General features: G+C 29.6%; 21 protein-coding genes. 1 reads left to right on the forward strand and 20 read right to left on the reverse strand.

All coding sequences use genetic code 4. The features are described 5' to 3' along the window. The 6 genes from T386_RS04255 to T386_RS0100570 form a co-directional block, all read right to left on the reverse strand. Positions 1-198 (reverse strand): hypothetical protein (locus T386_RS04255; RefSeq protein WP_036459825.1); only part of this gene is annotated, 198 nt, incomplete at its 3' end. 276 nt (positions 199-474) lie between these two features. Next, on the reverse strand, positions 475-2,028 hold the full coding sequence (gene lpdA, locus T386_RS0100550) for a dihydrolipoyl dehydrogenase (protein ID WP_051622757.1): 1,554 nt from the start codon (positions 2,026-2,028) through the stop codon (positions 475-477). Position 2,029: 1 nt separating this feature from the next. Then, a complete protein-coding gene (locus tag T386_RS0100555; protein ID WP_029513232.1) occupies positions 2,030-2,761 on the reverse strand; it encodes a 2-oxo acid dehydrogenase subunit E2 in 732 nt (243 codons plus the stop codon). A gap of 1 nt (position 2,762) precedes the next feature. Then, on the reverse strand, positions 2,763-2,984 hold the full coding sequence (locus tag T386_RS0100560) for a hypothetical protein (RefSeq protein WP_029513233.1): 222 nt from the start codon (positions 2,982-2,984) through the stop codon (positions 2,763-2,765). Between the two features lie 149 nt (positions 2,985-3,133). Next, positions 3,134-4,126, reverse strand: a complete 993-nt coding sequence (locus tag T386_RS0100565) for an alpha-ketoacid dehydrogenase subunit beta (protein WP_029513234.1) — start codon at positions 4,124-4,126, stop codon at positions 3,134-3,136. A 35-nt stretch (positions 4,127-4,161) separates the two neighbouring features. Beyond that, complete coding sequence (locus T386_RS0100570) at positions 4,162-5,202, reverse strand: thiamine pyrophosphate-dependent enzyme (protein ID WP_235732232.1); 1,041 nt, start codon at positions 5,200-5,202, stop codon at positions 4,162-4,164. Positions 5,203-5,558: 356 nt separating this feature from the next. On the opposite strand from T386_RS0100570, the gene T386_RS0100575 reads away from it, so the two are divergent. Then, a complete protein-coding gene (locus tag T386_RS0100575; RefSeq protein WP_029513236.1) occupies positions 5,559-6,248 on the forward strand; it encodes an MAG0920 family protein in 690 nt (229 codons plus the stop codon). A gap of 59 nt (positions 6,249-6,307) precedes the next feature. Here the strand turns inward: T386_RS0100575 and T386_RS0100580 are convergent, their stop codons facing one another. The 14 genes from T386_RS0100580 to rpoE form a co-directional block, all read right to left on the reverse strand. Continuing rightward, a complete protein-coding gene (locus tag T386_RS0100580; RefSeq protein ID WP_029513237.1) occupies positions 6,308-7,231 on the reverse strand; it encodes an NAD(P)/FAD-dependent oxidoreductase in 924 nt (307 codons plus the stop codon). A gap of 1 nt (position 7,232) precedes the next feature. Further along, positions 7,233-8,246 (reverse strand): prolipoprotein diacylglyceryl transferase, encoded by a 1,014-nt coding sequence (gene lgt / locus T386_RS0100585; RefSeq protein WP_029513238.1) that lies wholly within the window; start codon positions 8,244-8,246, stop codon positions 7,233-7,235. Then, positions 8,239-9,189: an HPr(Ser) kinase/phosphatase gene (hprK, locus tag T386_RS0100590; protein WP_029513239.1), complete on the reverse strand. Its 951-nt coding sequence runs from the start codon at positions 9,187-9,189 to the stop codon at positions 8,239-8,241. Before hprK ends, lgt begins: the two co-directional genes overlap by 8 nt. An 84-nt stretch (positions 9,190-9,273) precedes the next feature. Beyond that, positions 9,274-9,810 (reverse strand): UbiA prenyltransferase family protein, encoded by a 537-nt coding sequence (locus tag T386_RS0100595; protein ID WP_029513240.1) that lies wholly within the window; start codon positions 9,808-9,810, stop codon positions 9,274-9,276. Between the two features lie 8 nt (positions 9,811-9,818). Then, complete coding sequence (gene ylqF, locus T386_RS0100600; protein ID WP_029513241.1) at positions 9,819-10,682, reverse strand: ribosome biogenesis GTPase YlqF; 864 nt, start codon at positions 10,680-10,682, stop codon at positions 9,819-9,821. Next, positions 10,682-10,912, reverse strand: a complete 231-nt coding sequence (locus T386_RS0100605) for an MAG0865 family DivIVA-related protein (protein ID WP_029513242.1) — start codon at positions 10,910-10,912, stop codon at positions 10,682-10,684. Before T386_RS0100605 ends, ylqF begins: the two co-directional genes overlap by 1 nt. Before the next feature lie 9 nt (positions 10,913-10,921). Beyond that, the gene (locus T386_RS0100610) at positions 10,922-11,671 is read right to left on the reverse strand and encodes a TrmH family RNA methyltransferase (protein ID WP_051622758.1); all 750 of its coding nucleotides are present in this window, start codon (positions 11,669-11,671) and stop codon (positions 10,922-10,924) included. Next, entirely contained in the window at positions 11,659-12,189 is a 531-nt protein-coding gene (locus T386_RS0100615) for a tRNA (cytidine(34)-2'-O)-methyltransferase (protein ID WP_029513244.1), read from the reverse strand. The genes T386_RS0100610 and T386_RS0100615 overlap by 13 nt, the downstream gene beginning before the upstream one ends. Before the next feature lie 269 nt (positions 12,190-12,458). Continuing rightward, the gene (locus T386_RS0100620) at positions 12,459-14,945 is read right to left on the reverse strand and encodes a lipoprotein 17-related variable surface protein (RefSeq protein ID WP_029513245.1); all 2,487 of its coding nucleotides are present in this window, start codon (positions 14,943-14,945) and stop codon (positions 12,459-12,461) included. A 343-nt stretch (positions 14,946-15,288) separates the two neighbouring features. After that, positions 15,289-15,984 carry a 50S ribosomal protein L1 gene (gene rplA / locus T386_RS0100625; protein ID WP_029513246.1) on the reverse strand — a complete coding sequence of 232 codons (696 nt, stop codon included), beginning with the start codon at positions 15,982-15,984 and terminating at the stop codon, positions 15,289-15,291. 1 nt (position 15,985) lies between these two features. After that, entirely contained in the window at positions 15,986-16,582 is a 597-nt protein-coding gene (gene rplK, locus T386_RS0100630; protein ID WP_029513247.1) for a 50S ribosomal protein L11, read from the reverse strand. A 132-nt stretch (positions 16,583-16,714) separates the two neighbouring features. Then, entirely contained in the window at positions 16,715-17,260 is a 546-nt protein-coding gene (locus T386_RS0100635; RefSeq protein WP_235732233.1) for a thermonuclease family protein, read from the reverse strand. Positions 17,261-17,371: 111 nt separating this feature from the next. Continuing rightward, entirely contained in the window at positions 17,372-18,247 is an 876-nt protein-coding gene (fba, locus tag T386_RS0100640) for a class II fructose-1,6-bisphosphate aldolase (protein WP_029513249.1), read from the reverse strand. A 3-nt stretch (positions 18,248-18,250) separates the two neighbouring features. Beyond that, positions 18,251-18,511 (reverse strand): DNA-directed RNA polymerase subunit delta, encoded by a 261-nt coding sequence (gene rpoE / locus T386_RS0100645; RefSeq protein WP_029513250.1) that lies wholly within the window; start codon positions 18,509-18,511, stop codon positions 18,251-18,253. Between the last annotated feature and the right edge of the window lie 23 nt (positions 18,512-18,534).

Here is an 18,534-nt window from a genome sequence, read left to right on the forward strand (position 1 = left end):
CTTTCTGTCTTCAATCGATTGAAAATCTTCTATTTTTTCTTTTAAAATCTCTAAAAAATTAGGATTAATTTCCTTGAGTGTATTTACATTGCCTAAACAAGCAATTCTTTTAAAACCTTTTGAAAAACCGCCTGATTGAACCACATGACAATAATCAAATTTTCCATTGCTATTTATTAAAATTATATATTTTCCCATATGCTAATTATAGCATAAATTGTATGTAATTGTAATAAATAATTAGTTTTTTTAAATACAAAGTATTTAAGTATAAAAAATGACCCAAAAAATGGGTCAAACTCAGAAACTCGGGATTTTCTCTCTATTGCTTCTCACACTTCATCATTTATGTCCTCTGTAAAAATCGTGTTATTTATATAGAGATCTCCATCTTTAACCTGAAACAAAAAAAGACCCATTTTTTTGATTTTAGGTCTTTTTTGTATAGTGTGTCTCTTTTAATTTATTAATAAATTATTTTTTTAAGTTTTCGAGTGTTAATTTATGTAATGCTGATCTAGCAGCTTCTCAAATAATTTCATTAAAAGTAGGGTGTGGATGAATTGTGTGAGTTAAATCTTTTACACAAGCGCCTTTTTCAATAGCTAATGCTATTTCAGCGACATAATCGGTCACGTTAGCACCAATCATATGCGCACCTAAAATGTGTCCGTTTTCTTTGTTAACCACTAATTTAACAAAACCTTTGGTTTGACTAGCAGCAATAGCTTTACCTAGAAAACTAAATGAATATTTAGATGTTATAACATTATAACCAGCATCAGTTGCTTGTTGTTCTGTTAAGCCTACGAAAGCAATTTCTGGATTTGTATAAATACATGCAGGCACAGGTTTTGATTCTGGTTTATAAGGAATACCATAAACATCAAGTATATGATATACAGCAGTTACAGCATGTGAGTATGCAACGTGAGCTAACATATTTTGTCCAGTTACGTCTCCAATAGCATAAACGCCTTTAACATTTGTACGCATGAATTCATCAACAAGAACTTCTTTACGAGCACCTAATTTAACGCCAACTTCTTCAAGTTTTTCAGAAGCAGGAATTCTACCAGTAGCAATTAAAATAACATCTGCGCTAATCTTTTCTTCTTTGCCATCCTTAACATAAACTAGGCTTTCATCTGAATCAAGCTTGCTACTTGAAGCATTAAAGATAATTTCAATTTTGTTGTCATTTTGCAATACTTTAGTTATTTCAGTAGCAACATCTTTATCAACTCCAGGAAGCAATCTATCTTCTCTTTGAATAATAGTTACTTTTGTACCTACAGCAGCATAAACTTGTGCAAATTCAACACCAATAACACCACCACCGACAATAACCATTGATTTAGGTAAGTTTTTGTTATAGTTGATAGCTTCACGTGAAGATAATAATTTACCGCTTTCATAGCCTTTTTCAAAACCTTCAATGTTTTTCATTCTTCTAGCGTGGCTACCAGTAGCAATAATTAAATTCTTAGCACGGTAAACTTTACCATTGACTTTAATTTCCTTAGCACCAACAAATTCAGCATCGCCATCAATTACTTGGCACTTCGAGCCCTTCATAAGCATTTTAACGCCACCTGATAATTGGGCAACAACCTTAGCTTTTCTTTCATGCATTTTTAATCATGTTTTGTCATAATCAATTTTTAAGTCAGCAAAATTTGCCTCAATACCATATTTAGCAGCATCTAATATTTCTTCAAGCACGTGCGTTGACTTAAGCATTGCTTTAGTTGGAATACATCCAATATTAAGACATACACCGCCTCAAAATTCTTTTTCAACAATTAAAGTTTTAAGACCAGCTTTTCCAGCCATTTCAGCAGCTAAATAACCACCAGGACCTGAACCAACTACAATAACATCAAATTCATCATCAACTGAACCAGTGTATTTTTTACCAGCATCTTTTCATGCTAATTTAGTTTTTTCACTTTCATAAGGTTTATTACATGATTGCTTAGAACATGTGCAATCAGTGCATTTAGTTTTGCATGCTTCTTTAGCCATATTAAAATTCTCCTAATTGTTCTGGACTTTCAATTAATTCCTTAACTCTACCTTGGAATCTAGCCATATCAGCGCCGTCTACTCATTGATGATCAGCAGCAATTGATAAGTACATAATTTTTCTATTTTCAACTTTAGCATCTTTAGTTAATTTTAATTCATCGATAATAGCACCAGTAGCTGTAATAGCAACTTCACCTTTATTCATTATTGGAGAGCCAAAAAGAACACCTGAACTACCAACATTAGTAATAGTGAAGCATCCACCAGTCATATCAGACATTTTTAATTTTTTGTCTCTAGCAAGAGTCGATAATCTTACTATTTCATTTTGAATATCAATAACATTTAGTTTTTCAACACCTCTAATAACTGGGACAACAAGACCATAAGGTGTATCAACAGCTATACCAATATTAATTGTATCTGGATAAATAATTTTTGCATTTGCAGCATCTCACTTAGCAGTAAAGTTTGGAAATTCACTTAGGGCTATTGAGGAAGCTTTAACTATTCATGATAAAAAAGTTAGTTTAACATTATGATCTTTTAAAACTTTATCTTTAACTGCACTACGTAAATTTCATAAGTTTGTAACATCTGCTTTAATTGTTAGAGCACAATAAGCAACTGAATCAACAACTTCTTTAAGGTTTTTTGCTATTGCCTTACGAATGGTTGGAATAGGTAATTCTTTTGCTTCTAATGCTTTTTCCTTTACAATTTCGGCCATATTATTTACCTTCTTTTCTTGCTTTAATAGCTCTTTCACGTGGTGTTAGTTTAGAATCATCGCCGCATTCTTTATCACATTCTTTTTCAGTTTTTTTACTTGGTTTAGCAGCATATGCTGAGAAGTCTAATAAATCATTTGAAACCTTAAGTTGTCCAACAACAGCAGGCGCGTCTGCTGATCCAACTTCTTCTTCAACTTTTTGTTTTTCTTTATCTAACATATTTCTCCTTTGCATTAATTAAACTTTTGTTTGTTTTTTTGAAATAGACAAATCAAACAAACATTAGTTTAATATTAAAATTAATAAATTTGATTAAATTATAAAACAAAAAGCATAAATGCTTTTTGTTTTTTTAATAGATTATTAGATTAGCCTAACATTTCTTCGATTACTGTTGCAATTTTTTCTTTATTAACCATGAAGTAGTGTTCTAGTGCTGGAAGTGGAACAGTAACGTCTGGGCCGTTTAATCTTCTTGGTTGAGCAACTAAATCATCAAAGCAGTGTTCGTTAACACGTGTAATGATTTCTGAAGTAATTGAAAGTGTTTGAACAGATTCTGAAACTGCTAATACACGACCTGTTTTCTTAACTGATTTAACAATGGTTTCTGTGTCCATTGGTTTAAGAGTTCTAAGGTCAACAACTTCGATAGAGTAGTTTTTGCCTTTTTCTTGTAGCAATTTAATTGCTGCAAGGGTTTCATGAACCATGTGACCATAGGTTACAACTGTTAAGTCTTCACCTGGAACTACAACATTAGCTTTTCCAATTTCAACTGTATAGTGACCAGCTGGAATTTCTTGTTTGAAAGCACGGTAGTCACGTTTGTGTTCAAGGAATATTACAGGGTCATTTTGTTCAAATGCTGCTAACATTAAACCTTTTGTATCGTAAGGTGTAGCAGGCATTATAACTTTAAGGCCTGGAATGTGTGAAAATAGTGTTTCAATAGATTCTGAGTGGTGTTCCAATGCTTTAACACCTCCACCACAAGGCATTCTAAAGATTGCAGGACATGACATAGCACCACGTGTTCTATTTCTGTAACGTGCTGCGTTACCAAAGATTTGTTGCATAGCATAAATAGCAAAACCTGAAAATTGCATTTCAACAACTGGTCTAAGACCTGCTAATGCAGCGCCAATTGCTGAACCTGCTATTGCAGATTCTGAAATAGGTGAGTCTCATACTCTTTCTTCGCCATATTTCTTTTGAAGACCATCAGTAGCACGGAATACACCACCTTCGAAACCAGCATCTTCACCATAAACAACTGCATTAGGGTATTTTTCTAATGCTACATCAAGAGCATTAGTTAAAGCAGCTATATTGTTAACTGAAATCATTTTTTCTGACATAATTATTCTCCTTTAAAATATAGATTTTTACTTAATTATTTTAAGAATCTTCTGTTAGCTTCTTTTTGTTCAGCTAATTCAGCTGGCATTGTTTCATAGGTGTAATCGTAAATATCATCAAAGCCTTCGCTTGATAAAATTGCTGCTGAGTCTGCATATGCTTGTTTTGCTTCTGCTTCTGCTTCTTGTGCCAATGCTTCAATTTGATCTTTAGTAATAATTTTTTCTTTAAGCAAGTATGCTTCAATACGATGGAATGGTTCTCATTCTTCGTGTTTTTCTTCTTCTTCTCTTGAACGGTAAACTCTAGGGTTATCGCTAGTTGTATGTTGTCCTTGACGTCATGTAAGCATTTCAATTAGAATAGGACCGTTGCCTTTTCTTGTATATTCATAAGCTTCTTTAATAACTTCTGAAGTAGCAAGTAAGTCATTACCATCAACACGAACACTAGGAATACCATATGACATAGCTCTTTGTGAAAGTGTTTTAACTTTATAGCTGTGGTGTTCTGGAACTGAAATAGCTCATTGGTTGTTCATAACTACCATAACAAGTGGTCAATTACGAACTGAAGCCATATTTAAGCCTTCGTGGAATTCACCTTCATTTGTTCCACCATTACCAATTGTAGTTAAGCAAATTTGACCTTTGCCATTAGCTTTAAGTGCTGATGCTACACCACCAGCCATTGATGTTTGTGAACCAATAATAACTTGCATAGGTAATGTATTAAGACCTGGCATTTTTGATCCAAGTTCTGAACCATTTCAGTATGCATAGATTGATTTCATTTCAACACCACGTGCTAATAATGTTGGCAGTGCACGGTAGTGTGGAGCATATCAGTCATCTTTTTTAAGATTGTATCCGATTGCTGCTAATGCAGCTTCTTCACCTAAGTTAGGAGCAAAAGTTCCTAGACGACCTGTTTTTTGTAATGTTAATGAGTAATTGTCTCATTGACGAGATCTAACCATAATTTTATACATTGCAAGTAATTGTTTCTTTTGAGCTTCTGTAGGTTTGTAATCAGCGTTGATTAACTTTCCTTTTTTGTCAAGAAAACGAATCACTTCTTTAGGGTCACTAACAGCATGACCTGGGTAATGTATTTAAATTTCATCCGCTTCTCCTTGTTTTTTTTAATTAGTATTCTCATTGATATTTTGCTAACAAATGAGATACTAAAATTATATATTGATACATAGTTAAAGGACTAAAATATGGAATTTTTTCCACATTTTTTATTTTTTTTATTTGTTATTATTATTTAGAAAAAAATAAAAGCGTGTAGAAATAAATTAACAGATATTTATTCAATAAATTTCTTTGAATATTTTTATTTTTTTAGATATTTAAATTAAAATAAATCTATTATTTTTTACTATATTTATTCAAATACCCAATTTAACATGAAAGGTGATAATTTATGAATTTAGCAGACAATCTTTTTATTATTTCGTTAACTTTAACCTTTGTTTCTGGAATCGGTCTTTATATTTTAGTTTCGTTAAATTGATATAAAACTATTTTTTATCGTGCTACTTTTGTGAAAAATTATTGTATAAATAATGAAAAAAGAGTAAGAGATTTTTATATAAAAAATATAGTAAAAAATATCACTTTTATCACATTTTTAACAGCCACATTATCATTCTTAAATATTTTTAGTATTGTGGCTTTTATATATTTATTTGCTTCAAAACAAAACAGTATCATAACTTATTATCACCTAATAGGTTTTGTCACTTTTGGGGTTATGCTATACCTAACCATTACTAATGCAATGATGATTGCAAAATTAAAAGAATGAAGTATTTCTAATATTAAATTGCCAAAAGCAAACTATATAGAAAATGATATTAATTGAAATTTAAAAGGCATCAAACAAATATCTTTTATGGAAGATGAATTGAGAGTTATAACAACATTAGGTAAAAAATCAATAAATATGAGCATTAGAATTTCTAAAAATTTTGAAGACAAAACTGATAATGAAAAGCAAAAAGAAATTTATGAAAAATTAATTTTTGATTTTGATAACACTAAATGAGCTAATGGTGAAGACATTGATATTAATTCATTTCAAGCAATCTTTAGCAAATATAATATTGTATAAATCTGTTTTTCAATAATTAAAACTCGTGCCACTTATAAAAGCACGATTTTTGTTTAATATTATTTTAGTTCATTTCAGATAAATTTAGCTGCAATAGCACCATCAGAAGCTGCGGTTACAATTTGCCTAATTTCTTTTTGGCGAATGTCTCCAATAGCATAAATGCCTTGAATTTTAGTTTGCATTTTTTCGTTAGTAACAATAAAGCCATCTTTGTTAGTTATATCTAAATGACTTATAAAATCAGAAACTGGTACAAAACCAATCATTGGGAATAAACCGTCGCAATGTTTAGCAACAATTTTGCCATTTTCATCTATTAAATAGATTTTTTCAACAAAATTTTCGCCTTCTAACTTTTTGATATACGTGTTAAATAAAATCTTAATTTTTGGATGGTTTTTAACTTTGTCCACTGTAACTTTTTCTGCATAAAATTTTGACCCGCGAACAATCAAATTAACTTCAGAAGCAAAAGCTGTGAGATATAAAGCTTCTTCAAAAGCTGAATTGCCATCGCCAAGAACATAAAGCACTTTATTCTTAAATAAAGGGCCATCACACACGCCACAATAACTAATGCCTTTTTTATCAAATTTATCAAAATTTTCAATATCACTAGGTTTGCGATTCACTAAGCCAGTAGCAATAATAACTGTTTTTGACTGAATGATTGAATTATCTTGCAAAACTATTTCTTGCAAATTATTAGCAAGGTGATTTATTTTAATTACATTTGCACTTTTAAATTGGGAACCAAAAGACATCGCATGAGAATAAAGCATATCTGCTAATTCGTAGCCTGAAACTTTTTTTGTACCTAATCAATTTTCAACTTCAGTTGTTGAATTTATTTTTCCACCGGGTACTTCTTTTTCAATAATTAAAGTTTTTAAGCCACTTCTTGAAGCATATAAAGCTGCATTAAGACCGCCAGGCCCAGAACCAACAATAACTACATCATATAAAACATTTTGTTCCATATTAAGAAAACACTCTTTCTATAGCTTTAGCATTTTTAGATTTAATTCTGGTTTTTTCGATCCAAGCAATATATTCTTCTGGATGGGCATATTGATAAATAAATCTATTTTTTCTTCATTCACGCAAGTAGTGTAATGGGTTGAAAAATTGAAAGAATAATAAGCCTAATGAACCAATAGCAAAGAAGATATAAGCAGCAATAATATACATTTGTTGACGATAAGCACGCAATGGTTCCATAGCTATACGTACAAGTCCATATCAAACAAAGTATAGTGAAGCAGAAGCCCCTGGTTTTAATAAACCAAATCTATTGACTACTCATACAAGTAATATGTATGCTATAAAGTTAATAATACCTTCATATAAGAATAATGGATATCTATAGCCCGTGCCTTCTGTATCTTTGATAAACATATTAGCAGCAAATGTTTTTCCAAAGATTAAAGAGCTTGAGCCATCTCAGTCTATTCTTCCATAAACTTCATGATTAGCATAATTACCCCAACGTCCAATCACTTGTCCTATTAAAACAGCTGGAATAATAAAATCAGCAGCTTTTCTAATATCAATTCTATCTCTTATAAAGTAACCATATGTAAAATCGGCTATCATGGCGAAAATAACACCACCTTGGATACTTAGACCACCTTCTCAAACTTTATACCAGTTTCGCCAGTTATAGTTTGGATTATTAATAGATTGATCAACAACGTTTCATAAACGCGCGCCTAAAATGGCTGATGGAATCGTTAAGAAAATTAAGGTTAGTAATATTTCTCATGGATATCTTGCTCTTCGTCAAAAAATTACAATTGTTAAAATAGCAGCGACCATACCAAGCATCATAGTTAATGAATAAGTGTGCACTGGAAAAGAGCCGATGTTAAAGAGTACACTAGCAGTATTTGCTGTTTTTCCAGCATCGGGAGTTCAAACTCCAGGATAAACTTTTCATAAATTTGGATCATTTTGAGTGCTTGTGGTGTCAAATAATTGATATAAATTATTCATGAACATCTCCTTTATCTAATTCTTTTTGCCTTTGAGCTAGTAAATCTAACGAATTAAAGCCTTCTCTTTTCGCTAAGAATGCTATCACGGCTCCTTCAATTAACGATGATACAGAAGCTCCAACTTTAATAGGCACCTGAACCTTTGGTATTTTGCCATCTAACACATTATAATAAATCTTTTTATCACCCAGGCGGTCTAATTTTTCATAATCTATGTTAGCATGGTCAACTAATTCAACACACAAATTAATTACTGAACCACGCATAATTGACTTAATTCCATATGTTTGTAAAATATTGATTAAACCTGTTCCACGCATTTCAAGTAAATCTTGTGTTAGATATGGTGCAGACCCTCAAAAATGCGCTCCAATGTGCTTAACTAAAACAGCATCATCAGCGATAAATAAATGACCTCTTTGAATTAGCTCATGAGTAGCTTCTGATTTACCAGCACCAGAAATACCGACTATCAAGACACCTATACCATGAATTGAAAGAAGACAGCCGTGAACTTGTGTTTCTTCTGAATAAAAATCGCTAAGATAAGTACCAATTGTTGAAGTAATTTTTGAAGTGCTTCGATTAGCAATATAAAGTGGAATTTGATATTTATTGCACACTTGTGTAATGATTTTATGATGTGTTGGTAAAACACCCTTAGATAAAATTAATAATGGAGGCTTAACAGAAAGCACTCTATCAAGTGTTTTTAACAATTGATCTTTTTTTAATGTTTTAAAATAAATTGATTCATTTGTTCCTCAACAAATTACATTTTTTGAATACCTTGTATTTTTAGAAGCACCAGCAATTTCTAATCCAAGCCTTTGAATTGCTGGATACTTAATATTTCTATAAACAAGTTTTTGATCTTTATTCACAAGTTCAATATCAAACTTGTTGATTACTTCTAAAACATTAATAACTTTTTTTATCATTGGTTCCTTAAATAAGTATTAATTAATTTTAAAAATTATATAGTAAATCATATATTTAATATTAAAGAAAAATAAAGCCTGAGCTTATTTATTAGAGTTGGCGATTGTTAAATCATCAGAATTATCAGACTGTTTTTCATCAGTGGGTTTTTGCTCAACTGATTCTTTTGCATCTGTTGGCTTTTGACTAAAGTTATCACTGACTATATTCTTGTTAAAATTTAAAAATTCTTTTTCCTCATTAATGTAAGAAATATATAAATTTGGATATTTTTTAAAACTTAATTTAGCATACAAGGAAACTCATTTTCTGGCTGTGCTTTCATTATTTTTTTTGATGTTTTTAATAGCTACCAGTAATATTATGTTTGCAATAGTAATCAACAAAAATCACATTAATAAAAGTGAAAAAATAACATCTGTAAAAATGATGATGTAGACTGTTTTAGTGGATTTAACAAGCATAATATTTGTTCAAATCATCATGGCAAAAAACAAGATAAATGAAGGAATAGCAGCAGAAAGCATTTGCACTGCTTGTTTGTTCATTGAAAGTTGTTTGGACTCGATAACATCATATCAAGCATCGTTTTTTTCTTCTTGTGTATATTTGTGTTTCATATTTTTTCCTAATCAAATGTTACATTTTTAAGATTCTTAATTCAATTAATAAAATAGTTATATGTTTTATTAAAATCATATATATTATTTTGCTTAAAACCCTTTAAATCAGCAATTTTAGTCAAAATATTATATGTATTTATTTCATCCAAATTCATTAAGGTTTCTTTTTCGATGTTAAATTCATCAATAATTAATTCAGGATAATAATCTACTAAAACTTTTAAAAAAGTGCTGAAAATAAATTTCTGTGGAAATATTTTGGTTTCAATTGAACCGATCATTGCTAATTTAGCAGCAGCATATTGGTCATTTAATTTAGGCAATAAAATTCCAGGTGTGTCCATAAAATATAAATTGTCATTTACTACTCATTTTTTAATTCTTGTAACGCCAGGATAATTAGCAACTTTTAAACTTTTTTTATTGGAAACTAAGTTAATTAAAGTACTTTTGCCAGCGTTAGGAATGCCTAAAACAAACGTTTTGATTCTAGAATTAATAAACCCTTTCGCTTTGTCTTTCTGAATTTTGTCTTTAGCTAAAAATTTAATTTTATTAATAATAATATTTTTGCTTTTTGCATTTCTTAAATCTAATCACAAAACTTGTGAATTATCAAATCTTTTCTCAATTTTATTCTTTTTAGATTTGTCCATCAAGTCACTTTTTGTAATCACAAACAATCTTGGTTTATTTGGCATAATACTATCAAAATCTTCGTTGTAACTACTAATAGGACATCTAGCATCTAAAACAATAAGAAAAATATCTGCTAATGAAGCATCTTGTTTAATTTCTCTTAGACCTTTAGCCATATGACCTGGATATCAGTTAATTAGTTGCTCATCATCTTTGATTTCTTGTTTCATTATTTTTTATTCTTCAACTTCAAATTTTCTGCTTGCAATGAAGTTATTTCATTTTGATGCTTAGCAATAATATTTTTTATTTCATCTTCTAATGAATTATTTTTAGCATCTAAATCAGATGCTAAATCTCATAATTCTTTTATAAAATTATTAACTTCTGTAACTGAATATCCATTAAGTTCTCGACTAAATTCTTTATTAATAAATTTTTCTCTCGCTTTTTGTTCCACTCTATCTCCTTATTTCTTACTATTATATATTTTATACAAAACAATTCCAGCACTAACAGCCACATTTAGACTTTCAAACTCAATTGGTATGTATATTTTTTTGTTTGCTAGTTTATTAATATTAGAGGCAACACCTGAGCCTTCGTTGCCAAAAACAATAACTATTTTTTCATTAACAGGAAAATCAAACGAATTTATATTAATGCTATCTTTTTCTAATGAGGTTGTATAAATTTTATATCCTTGATTTTGAAGCTCTAAAATTGTTTTATATGCATTATCATATTTTTTTGTATTAACGCTAAAAATAGCTCCTTGACTTGATCTAATAACTTTTTGATTATTAAAATGAACATTTGAATAAATAGTATCGAAACCAAAAGCCTTGGCAGTTCTTATAATGGTGCCGACATTACCTGGATCTTGTACATTATCTAAAAACACAACTTTGTTTTGTTTTCTTGTCTTTTGATTTCTAAAAGAGCATAGAGCCACAATGCCCTCAGGATTGGTTGTTTGAGTCAAATACTTCAATATATCATAGCTAATAAAATTTGATTCAGCATATATAGCTTTTTTATCAATTAGTTCATATGTTGCCACAACTAAATTATTTTTATATGCTTCTTCAACCAAGTGATAGCCCTCAATTAAAAAATAGTCATCTATTTTTCCAGCTAAAATCTTGCGTAATTCTCTAATATGTGAATTGCTAACACTATTAAAAGTCTTGTTATTATATCTTTTTAGACTTTCCATTCTTTAAGAAAATCCTTTCCTTTTTGAACTTCATATAATGAAAGATCGCAAAAATCTAATTGTCGCATCACCTCAAAACCAACAATAGCAACTGAATTAGCTAAATTAATGCTTCTCATAGCACTAACCATAGGAATTCTTAGACAATAATCAATGTTGTCTTGTAATATTTTTTTATCTATCCCTGTTGACTCCTTACCAAACATTAATCATATTTCTTTATCTTTTTCGTATTGTTTTTTAAAATCAATATCAGAGTAAGTTTTATAACCATATCTAGTAATGTAATAAATTTTTTTATCTTTGTATTTGTTATAAAAGTCTTGATATGAATGGTGTACTTCATGCTCTATGTCACTTAAAAGTCTACCCGCTGCTGGTCTAGATAAATATTTAGGATCTAAATCAAAAGAAATTGGTTTAATAATGTGTAATTTAGCGCCTAATGCAAAACATGTTCTAATTATGTTAGCTGTATTAGGTGGTATTTCAGGTTGATATAAAACAATATTTAACATATTCATTCTCCTTTGAAATAATTTATTTATTATATATTTAATATGGTTCAGTCATAGTATTTAATACAGACGATAACAAAAGTTTATTTACAAAATGTTAATAATTTTTTCGATAACTGCTGTATTTATTTGCATATTAAAATTAACAAAAACAGCTGTTTTACACGCAAATAAAGAAAAGTACCATATATCAAAAATCATTTGTGCGTTAAATATAAAACTCAATTTAATAAAAAACTAGAGTAAGAACTCTAGTTAATATTATTATATTAATTATTTAAATCAATTATTTGTGTGAATACTTGACTATATACAGTATTACCATTTAAAAGTAATCTTCATGATAATTTATATATACCAGCAGATATTTCTTCAAAATCCACACCTTTATTATATTTTGTATATGTTCTTACACCAGGGGCTGCTGTAACGCCTTTGCTACCATTTGTTATAAAATGATCATCAAACTTTATAAGTGTAGTTATGTTAGTTTTATCAATTTGCACCATTTGTTTACCTTTTGATGATACTTTTATTCACTTGTTTTTAGCCCCACTTAACGCTTCCTTCAATTTTGCCTTATTATTGATAGTAAATATAGTACCATTTAATGATTTTTCATACAAATCTGGCGCGATCAAATTTTGTATATTGCTGTCATCTTTTTTGAAGTTTTCTAATTTGAAAACATGTTCTTTTAATTCGCTATTATATTGAAGTTTATACGTTACTTCTAAAATACCTGTTTTATTATTTGCTTTAATTGACTTAATTTCATATGAACTTAATTTGTCAATTCCTGAACCTATTAATTTAATGTTAGCTGTTTTGATATCACTAGGGATAGTATTAGCCATATCTGTATCTTCAACAGAAATTTTAGCATTAGCAATAAAATCATCTAATGAAAATGCAACAACCATAAAACCATGAATGTCAAATAATTTTCAAGAAGTTTGTCCATTTACTTCAATTGTAACTTTAATTTTTAAGGTACCAGTGATATCATCAGCACCCAAAATTTCTTTTGTGATCTTAGCGCCATCAAAAGTATATGTCGCGCTCGCTTTTTCAAATGTTATTTTTTCTTTATCACATTGAGATGGTTTTACTTTATTAGCGTCAGCATATTTTGCAACAACACCATCAAATTTTTCAAATAGTGCATCTTTTATAAAACCAGAAATTTTGACTTCTTTTGTAGTAGTTTTTAATGATGTTTTTTTGCCATCAAGAGTTAAATAATATGAGATAGTTATTTCACCATTTTTATGATCGATTTTAGTAATATCATAATGTAACATAGCATCTTTTATAGTTAATTTTGGTGCTACAATGCCTGCTTTATCTGCATTATTAACTTGAGTTTTATCAGCATCCGTATATTTAAATTCATTTTCTATACGAGTTGTCTCTTTTTCTAGTTCATCAGTGCCAATAGATTGAAATGGTTCAGAGGTAAATAGTTTAGTGGTTTCATAATGATACAATCTATCTTTTTCTTCCTTATGAAAAAGACCTAAAATAAATTCAATTCCATATTGTTCATCTTCTTTAATGAATTTCACAACATTTGATTTTTTATCAACAGGATTATATATTCCTGTTGCGTAAGTGCCTTTTTTATACGCTAATCTTTCATTAAATCTAAAAACTGCAATTCTATCAGCGGCGTTTTCACTAGTATAAAATGTCGAATCTTTGAAATCATAGTATAACAAACCATTAGGATTGTTAGTTACTCAGTGTTTAGAATCAATAGAATCAATAGGTTCAATAAACAATGTTCCATTTTTAATTTCTCTTAGTTGATTATAAATAGTCTCAATATGAGTTTTAGCTATCTGAATATCAAATTCATATTTAGATGATGTAACACCATTTTTTGTAAATGAAGCAACTACTGTTCTTATTCCTTGTGTTAATTCATCATCAGAAGGAGAATTATTTTTAAATTCCTTGCTTGTTACTTCAAAACCATTAGTAGAAATGTCACCACCATTAGCATCTGTAAAAGTAACTAATTTTAAATCCACACTATCTGCATATTTCTTTGTGTCGCCAGTATATTGAGATTTAAAATTCATAACCTCATCATCGATGTTATTAGTTCCTACTAAAATTGTTTTTTTAAATTCTTCATATGCTTGATCAAGTTTAGTTTTGCCTTGTAAAGCATCTTTTTCATCATTAATTTTTTCAGCTGTCACTACTTCAGTATTAATTTTTTCTATGTTAGCATTTGACGCAAATCTAATGCCTTTTTTAACACTGTTTGTATCAGTAGTTTCATTTATTTCTATAGTTGCAAGATCATTTTTAATATCAATTATTGTTTTTTTCAAAGCATCTAAGTTAGGAGTTTTAACTGTTTCATTAGTTCCTACTATTATTGCTTCCTTTAATGCTTTATAAGAACTTTGCAATTCTTTAAGCACATCATTAGCTTTTGCTTCATCAGTTTCTTTATCTGCTTTTTCTAGGGCACTCTTATATGCTTGAATTAACTTAGCAGGTGCAAATCTCTTACCTTTTTCTAATTTAGCAGGATCTTTTTCATCCGATTCCCCGAGATCTTTTAAAATATCTTCACTTACTAATTTCTTATACTCTTTTTTCAAAGCATCTAAATTAGGGGTTTTTGTCACTTCGTTTCCTGAATTCTTGCTGCTACATGCCGCTGATAATAAAATTGGCGATGTAACAGTGGCAAATGCCCCAATCATCGAAATTAATTTTTTAGACTTTTTACTCATCACTCTCCTTAAAAAACATAACGTGTAAAAAATGTATTTTCTAATACAAAATAAGTATAAAACTTTAATGATTGGACGTTCCATATATGGAAATGTGGAAATATATGATCTTTGATGCCTCATCATATAGATTTAAAAATTAATAATCATTATTTGATATTTTAATGTTAAATATGTTTAACTTTGATGACCGCGTCACTTCTAAACGCTTTTTACATTGTAATTTTAAAGTGGTTTAATTCCATATATATCTATAAATCAGTCATATATGAACTTTTTAACACTTTAACTGGGAAACTTATAAATAAAAAAAGCACAAGTATAAATCTTATGCTTTTTAAAATTATTTTTCAATTTTAATTTTAACACCAGGTCCCATAGTTGCAGATAATACTATATTTTGAATATATGTACCCTTAACAGTAGCTGGTTTCAATTTTTTAATTAAATTAATAACAGTTTTGATATTTTCTACAAGTTTGTTTGAATCCATTGAAACTTTTCCAACCAATGTGTGAACAACACCGGCTTTATCTGTACGATAATTTGCTTTACCTTTTTTAAGTTCTTCAACTGCTTTTTCAGGCGTTGGAGTAACTGTTCCGGTTTTAGGGTTAGGCATTAAACCTTTAGGCCCTAATTTTTTACCGTATTTTCCTAAAAGAGGCATCATAGCAGGATCAGCAACCATAACTTCAAAGTCAAAATTATCTTCTTTAATTTTTTGCTCTAATGCTGGGCCATCCACAACTTGATCAGCACCTGCAGCTTTCGCTAGTTTTTGTTTTTCAACATTATTTGTAACAACTAATACTTTAATTGATTTACCAGTACCATTAGGTAATAATACAGAGCCACGAAGTTGTTGTTCTGCTTTTCTAACATCAAGGTTAAGTTTGAATACTAAATCAACAGAAGCATCAAATTTAGCATATGAAGTTCTTTTAACAATTTCTACTGCTTCCAATAAATCATAAGCAATATTTTTGTCATATGAACTTCTAGCATTTTGAAGTTTTTTTCCAATTTTTGAAGACATATTATTTTTCTCCTTCAGCTTCTGATGATTGTTCTATAGTTTCAACATCAATTGCCTTATCTTTGGTTTCAATCATACGTGCTTCTGCTTCTTTTAATTCAGCTTCCTTAGCTTCACTGATTTGTTGAGCTTTTAGTGCGTCGGCTGCAGCTTTTTTAGCAGCTTTAACATTGTCATAACCTTCAATTAATATACCCATGTTTTTTGCTGTACCAGCAATAATTGCCATAGCAGTTTCAACATCATCTGTGTTTAAATCTGGTAATTTATATTCAGCGATTTCTCTTAGTTGTTGTTTGGTAATTGTAGCAGCAATAGTTGTTTTACTGTTAGCACTACCTTTATTTACCTTAGCAGCTTGCTTTAGTTTGTAGCTAGCTGGCGAAGTAAATAATTTGAATTCAAATGATTTATCATTATAAACTGTAATTTGAACTGGAACTGGTTCATTTCCTCTGTCACGTGTCGCATCATTGAAAGCACGTGTAAATTCTGGCATATTAATACCAACACCTGCAAGAGCAGGCCCTGGTTTAGCTTGGCCAGCATTAAATTGTAGCTTACGAACACGGACAATATCAGCTTTTGATTTTGCCATATCTTGTTATCCTTTCGATAATGTGGTTCTGACGATTAAATCTCCCACTAGTTAAGAACAATTTATATAATATTAATTATTAAATTGCATTAACAATTATATAGTAAAAAGAAAATTTTCAGCCTTGATATTTTATTTTGAAAAAACATCCCTTTCTGTGTGCTTTCAAATGTTTAACCTTTGTTTTTTAGCCTCATTTTCAGCAAATTTTAATTTATTAAAATAATTTAATAAAACACCTTCATTAACAGCAAAATAATTTCCTTTCTTAATTGAAATATAATGAACTCTTGCTAACCCGTTTTTTACTAATTCATAACCAACATCAATTTCGCCGTTTTGCTCTGTTTTACAATATAAAAAAGCAACTTTTCTTGCATATTTATCTTCACTAACATATTTGTAATATACCTCTTTATTGTGTAATAAACTAATCAAAAATTGTTTTGCTTTTTGAGCAAAATAATTTTCATATTTAGCTAGATTTTGATGAATACTTTTATATGTTTCTGGTGCATCAATACCTATGATTCTAAGACCTACTTTTTGCTCATTTTGGATAAAATAAATTGTATCTCCGTCAACAACACTGATAAATGAATCAATAAAACTTTTTCGCAAATAATGTTCGCCAGAATTAGGAAAATGACAACTTACTATGCCCACGTTCGCTAACATTATGAGTATCACATTAAATAGTTTGAATTTCATTATTTAATATTTTGTGTTGTAGCATTATTTCTAAAAAATATAAAAAAAATAGAAAAACGAACCATTTTTCCTATTTTTTTAATATCTATTATTAGAACCAAATTCCCTAATTTTTTCTTTAACTACATCTTGAATAGCATTAGCGCCAGGTGCTAATAATTTTCTAGGGTCATAATTTTTACCTTGTTTTGATTTCCCAGAAATTATGAATTCCTCAGTAGCATGTGCAAAAGCAATTTGTAATTCAGTATTAACATTTATTTTTACAACACCTAATTTAATAGCTTTTTGTATTTGATCAAGTGGAATGCCACTACCGCCATGCAACACTATGCCTATATCAGTGGATTTTGCAATTTCGGATAAAGCATCAAAATTTAATGATTTTCAGCTTTCAGGATATTTACCATGTATATTGCCTATACCAGCTGCTAAAATATCAATGCCAGTGTTTTTCATAGTTAATGCTTCATTAACATTAGATATAACACCAGATGAAATAATCCCATCTTCTTCACCACCAACAGCGCCAACTTCCGCTTCAACAGAAATATTATTTTTTTTAGCCAAAGCCACCACTTTTTTTGTTTTATCAACATTTTCATCAAACGGAAGTGAAGAACCGTCAAACATAACTGATGTAAAACCAGCTTCAATAGCTTTTAGGCAAGCATCATAATCACCATGATCTAAATGCAGAACCACTGGAATATTTATTTGTAAATCTTTTACTAATGATTTAACCATATTAGCAACAGTGGAATATCCACCCATATATTTAATAGCACCCATACTTGCGCCAATAATTAAGGGAGATCTTTCCTCTTGAGCTGCAATCAAAACATTTTTAGTTCACTCTAAATTATTAATATTAATATGCGGAACAGCATATTTATTAACTTTTGCATGATTAATTATATTAATAGCATTAACTAATTCATATTTATTTGGCATTTATTATTCAAAACCCTCTCTAGTTGTTCACAATCCTTTTGCATTTCTTTTAAAACGCGAATCAACAGTTAATAAACGATATAATTCACCAATTTTATTTTGCCTAATAACTGAATAATCTGTTTTTTTAGAATTTGATTCGTCTTCTCATTTTAGTCTAAGTTGTTCTTCCACCTTATCAAAAATTGTGTTGAAGTCCACATATTCTTGACCTTCTGATTTTTTAAGTAAAAATTCAATTGTAACATCTAACATTGTGCTCATATCTACCTCTTTTTTAAATTTAC

The sequence above is a fragment of the Mycoplasmopsis primatum ATCC 25948 genome (assembly GCF_000702785.1).
GTDB lineage: Bacteria > Bacillota_I > Bacilli_A > Mycoplasmatales > Metamycoplasmataceae > Mycoplasmopsis > Mycoplasmopsis primatum.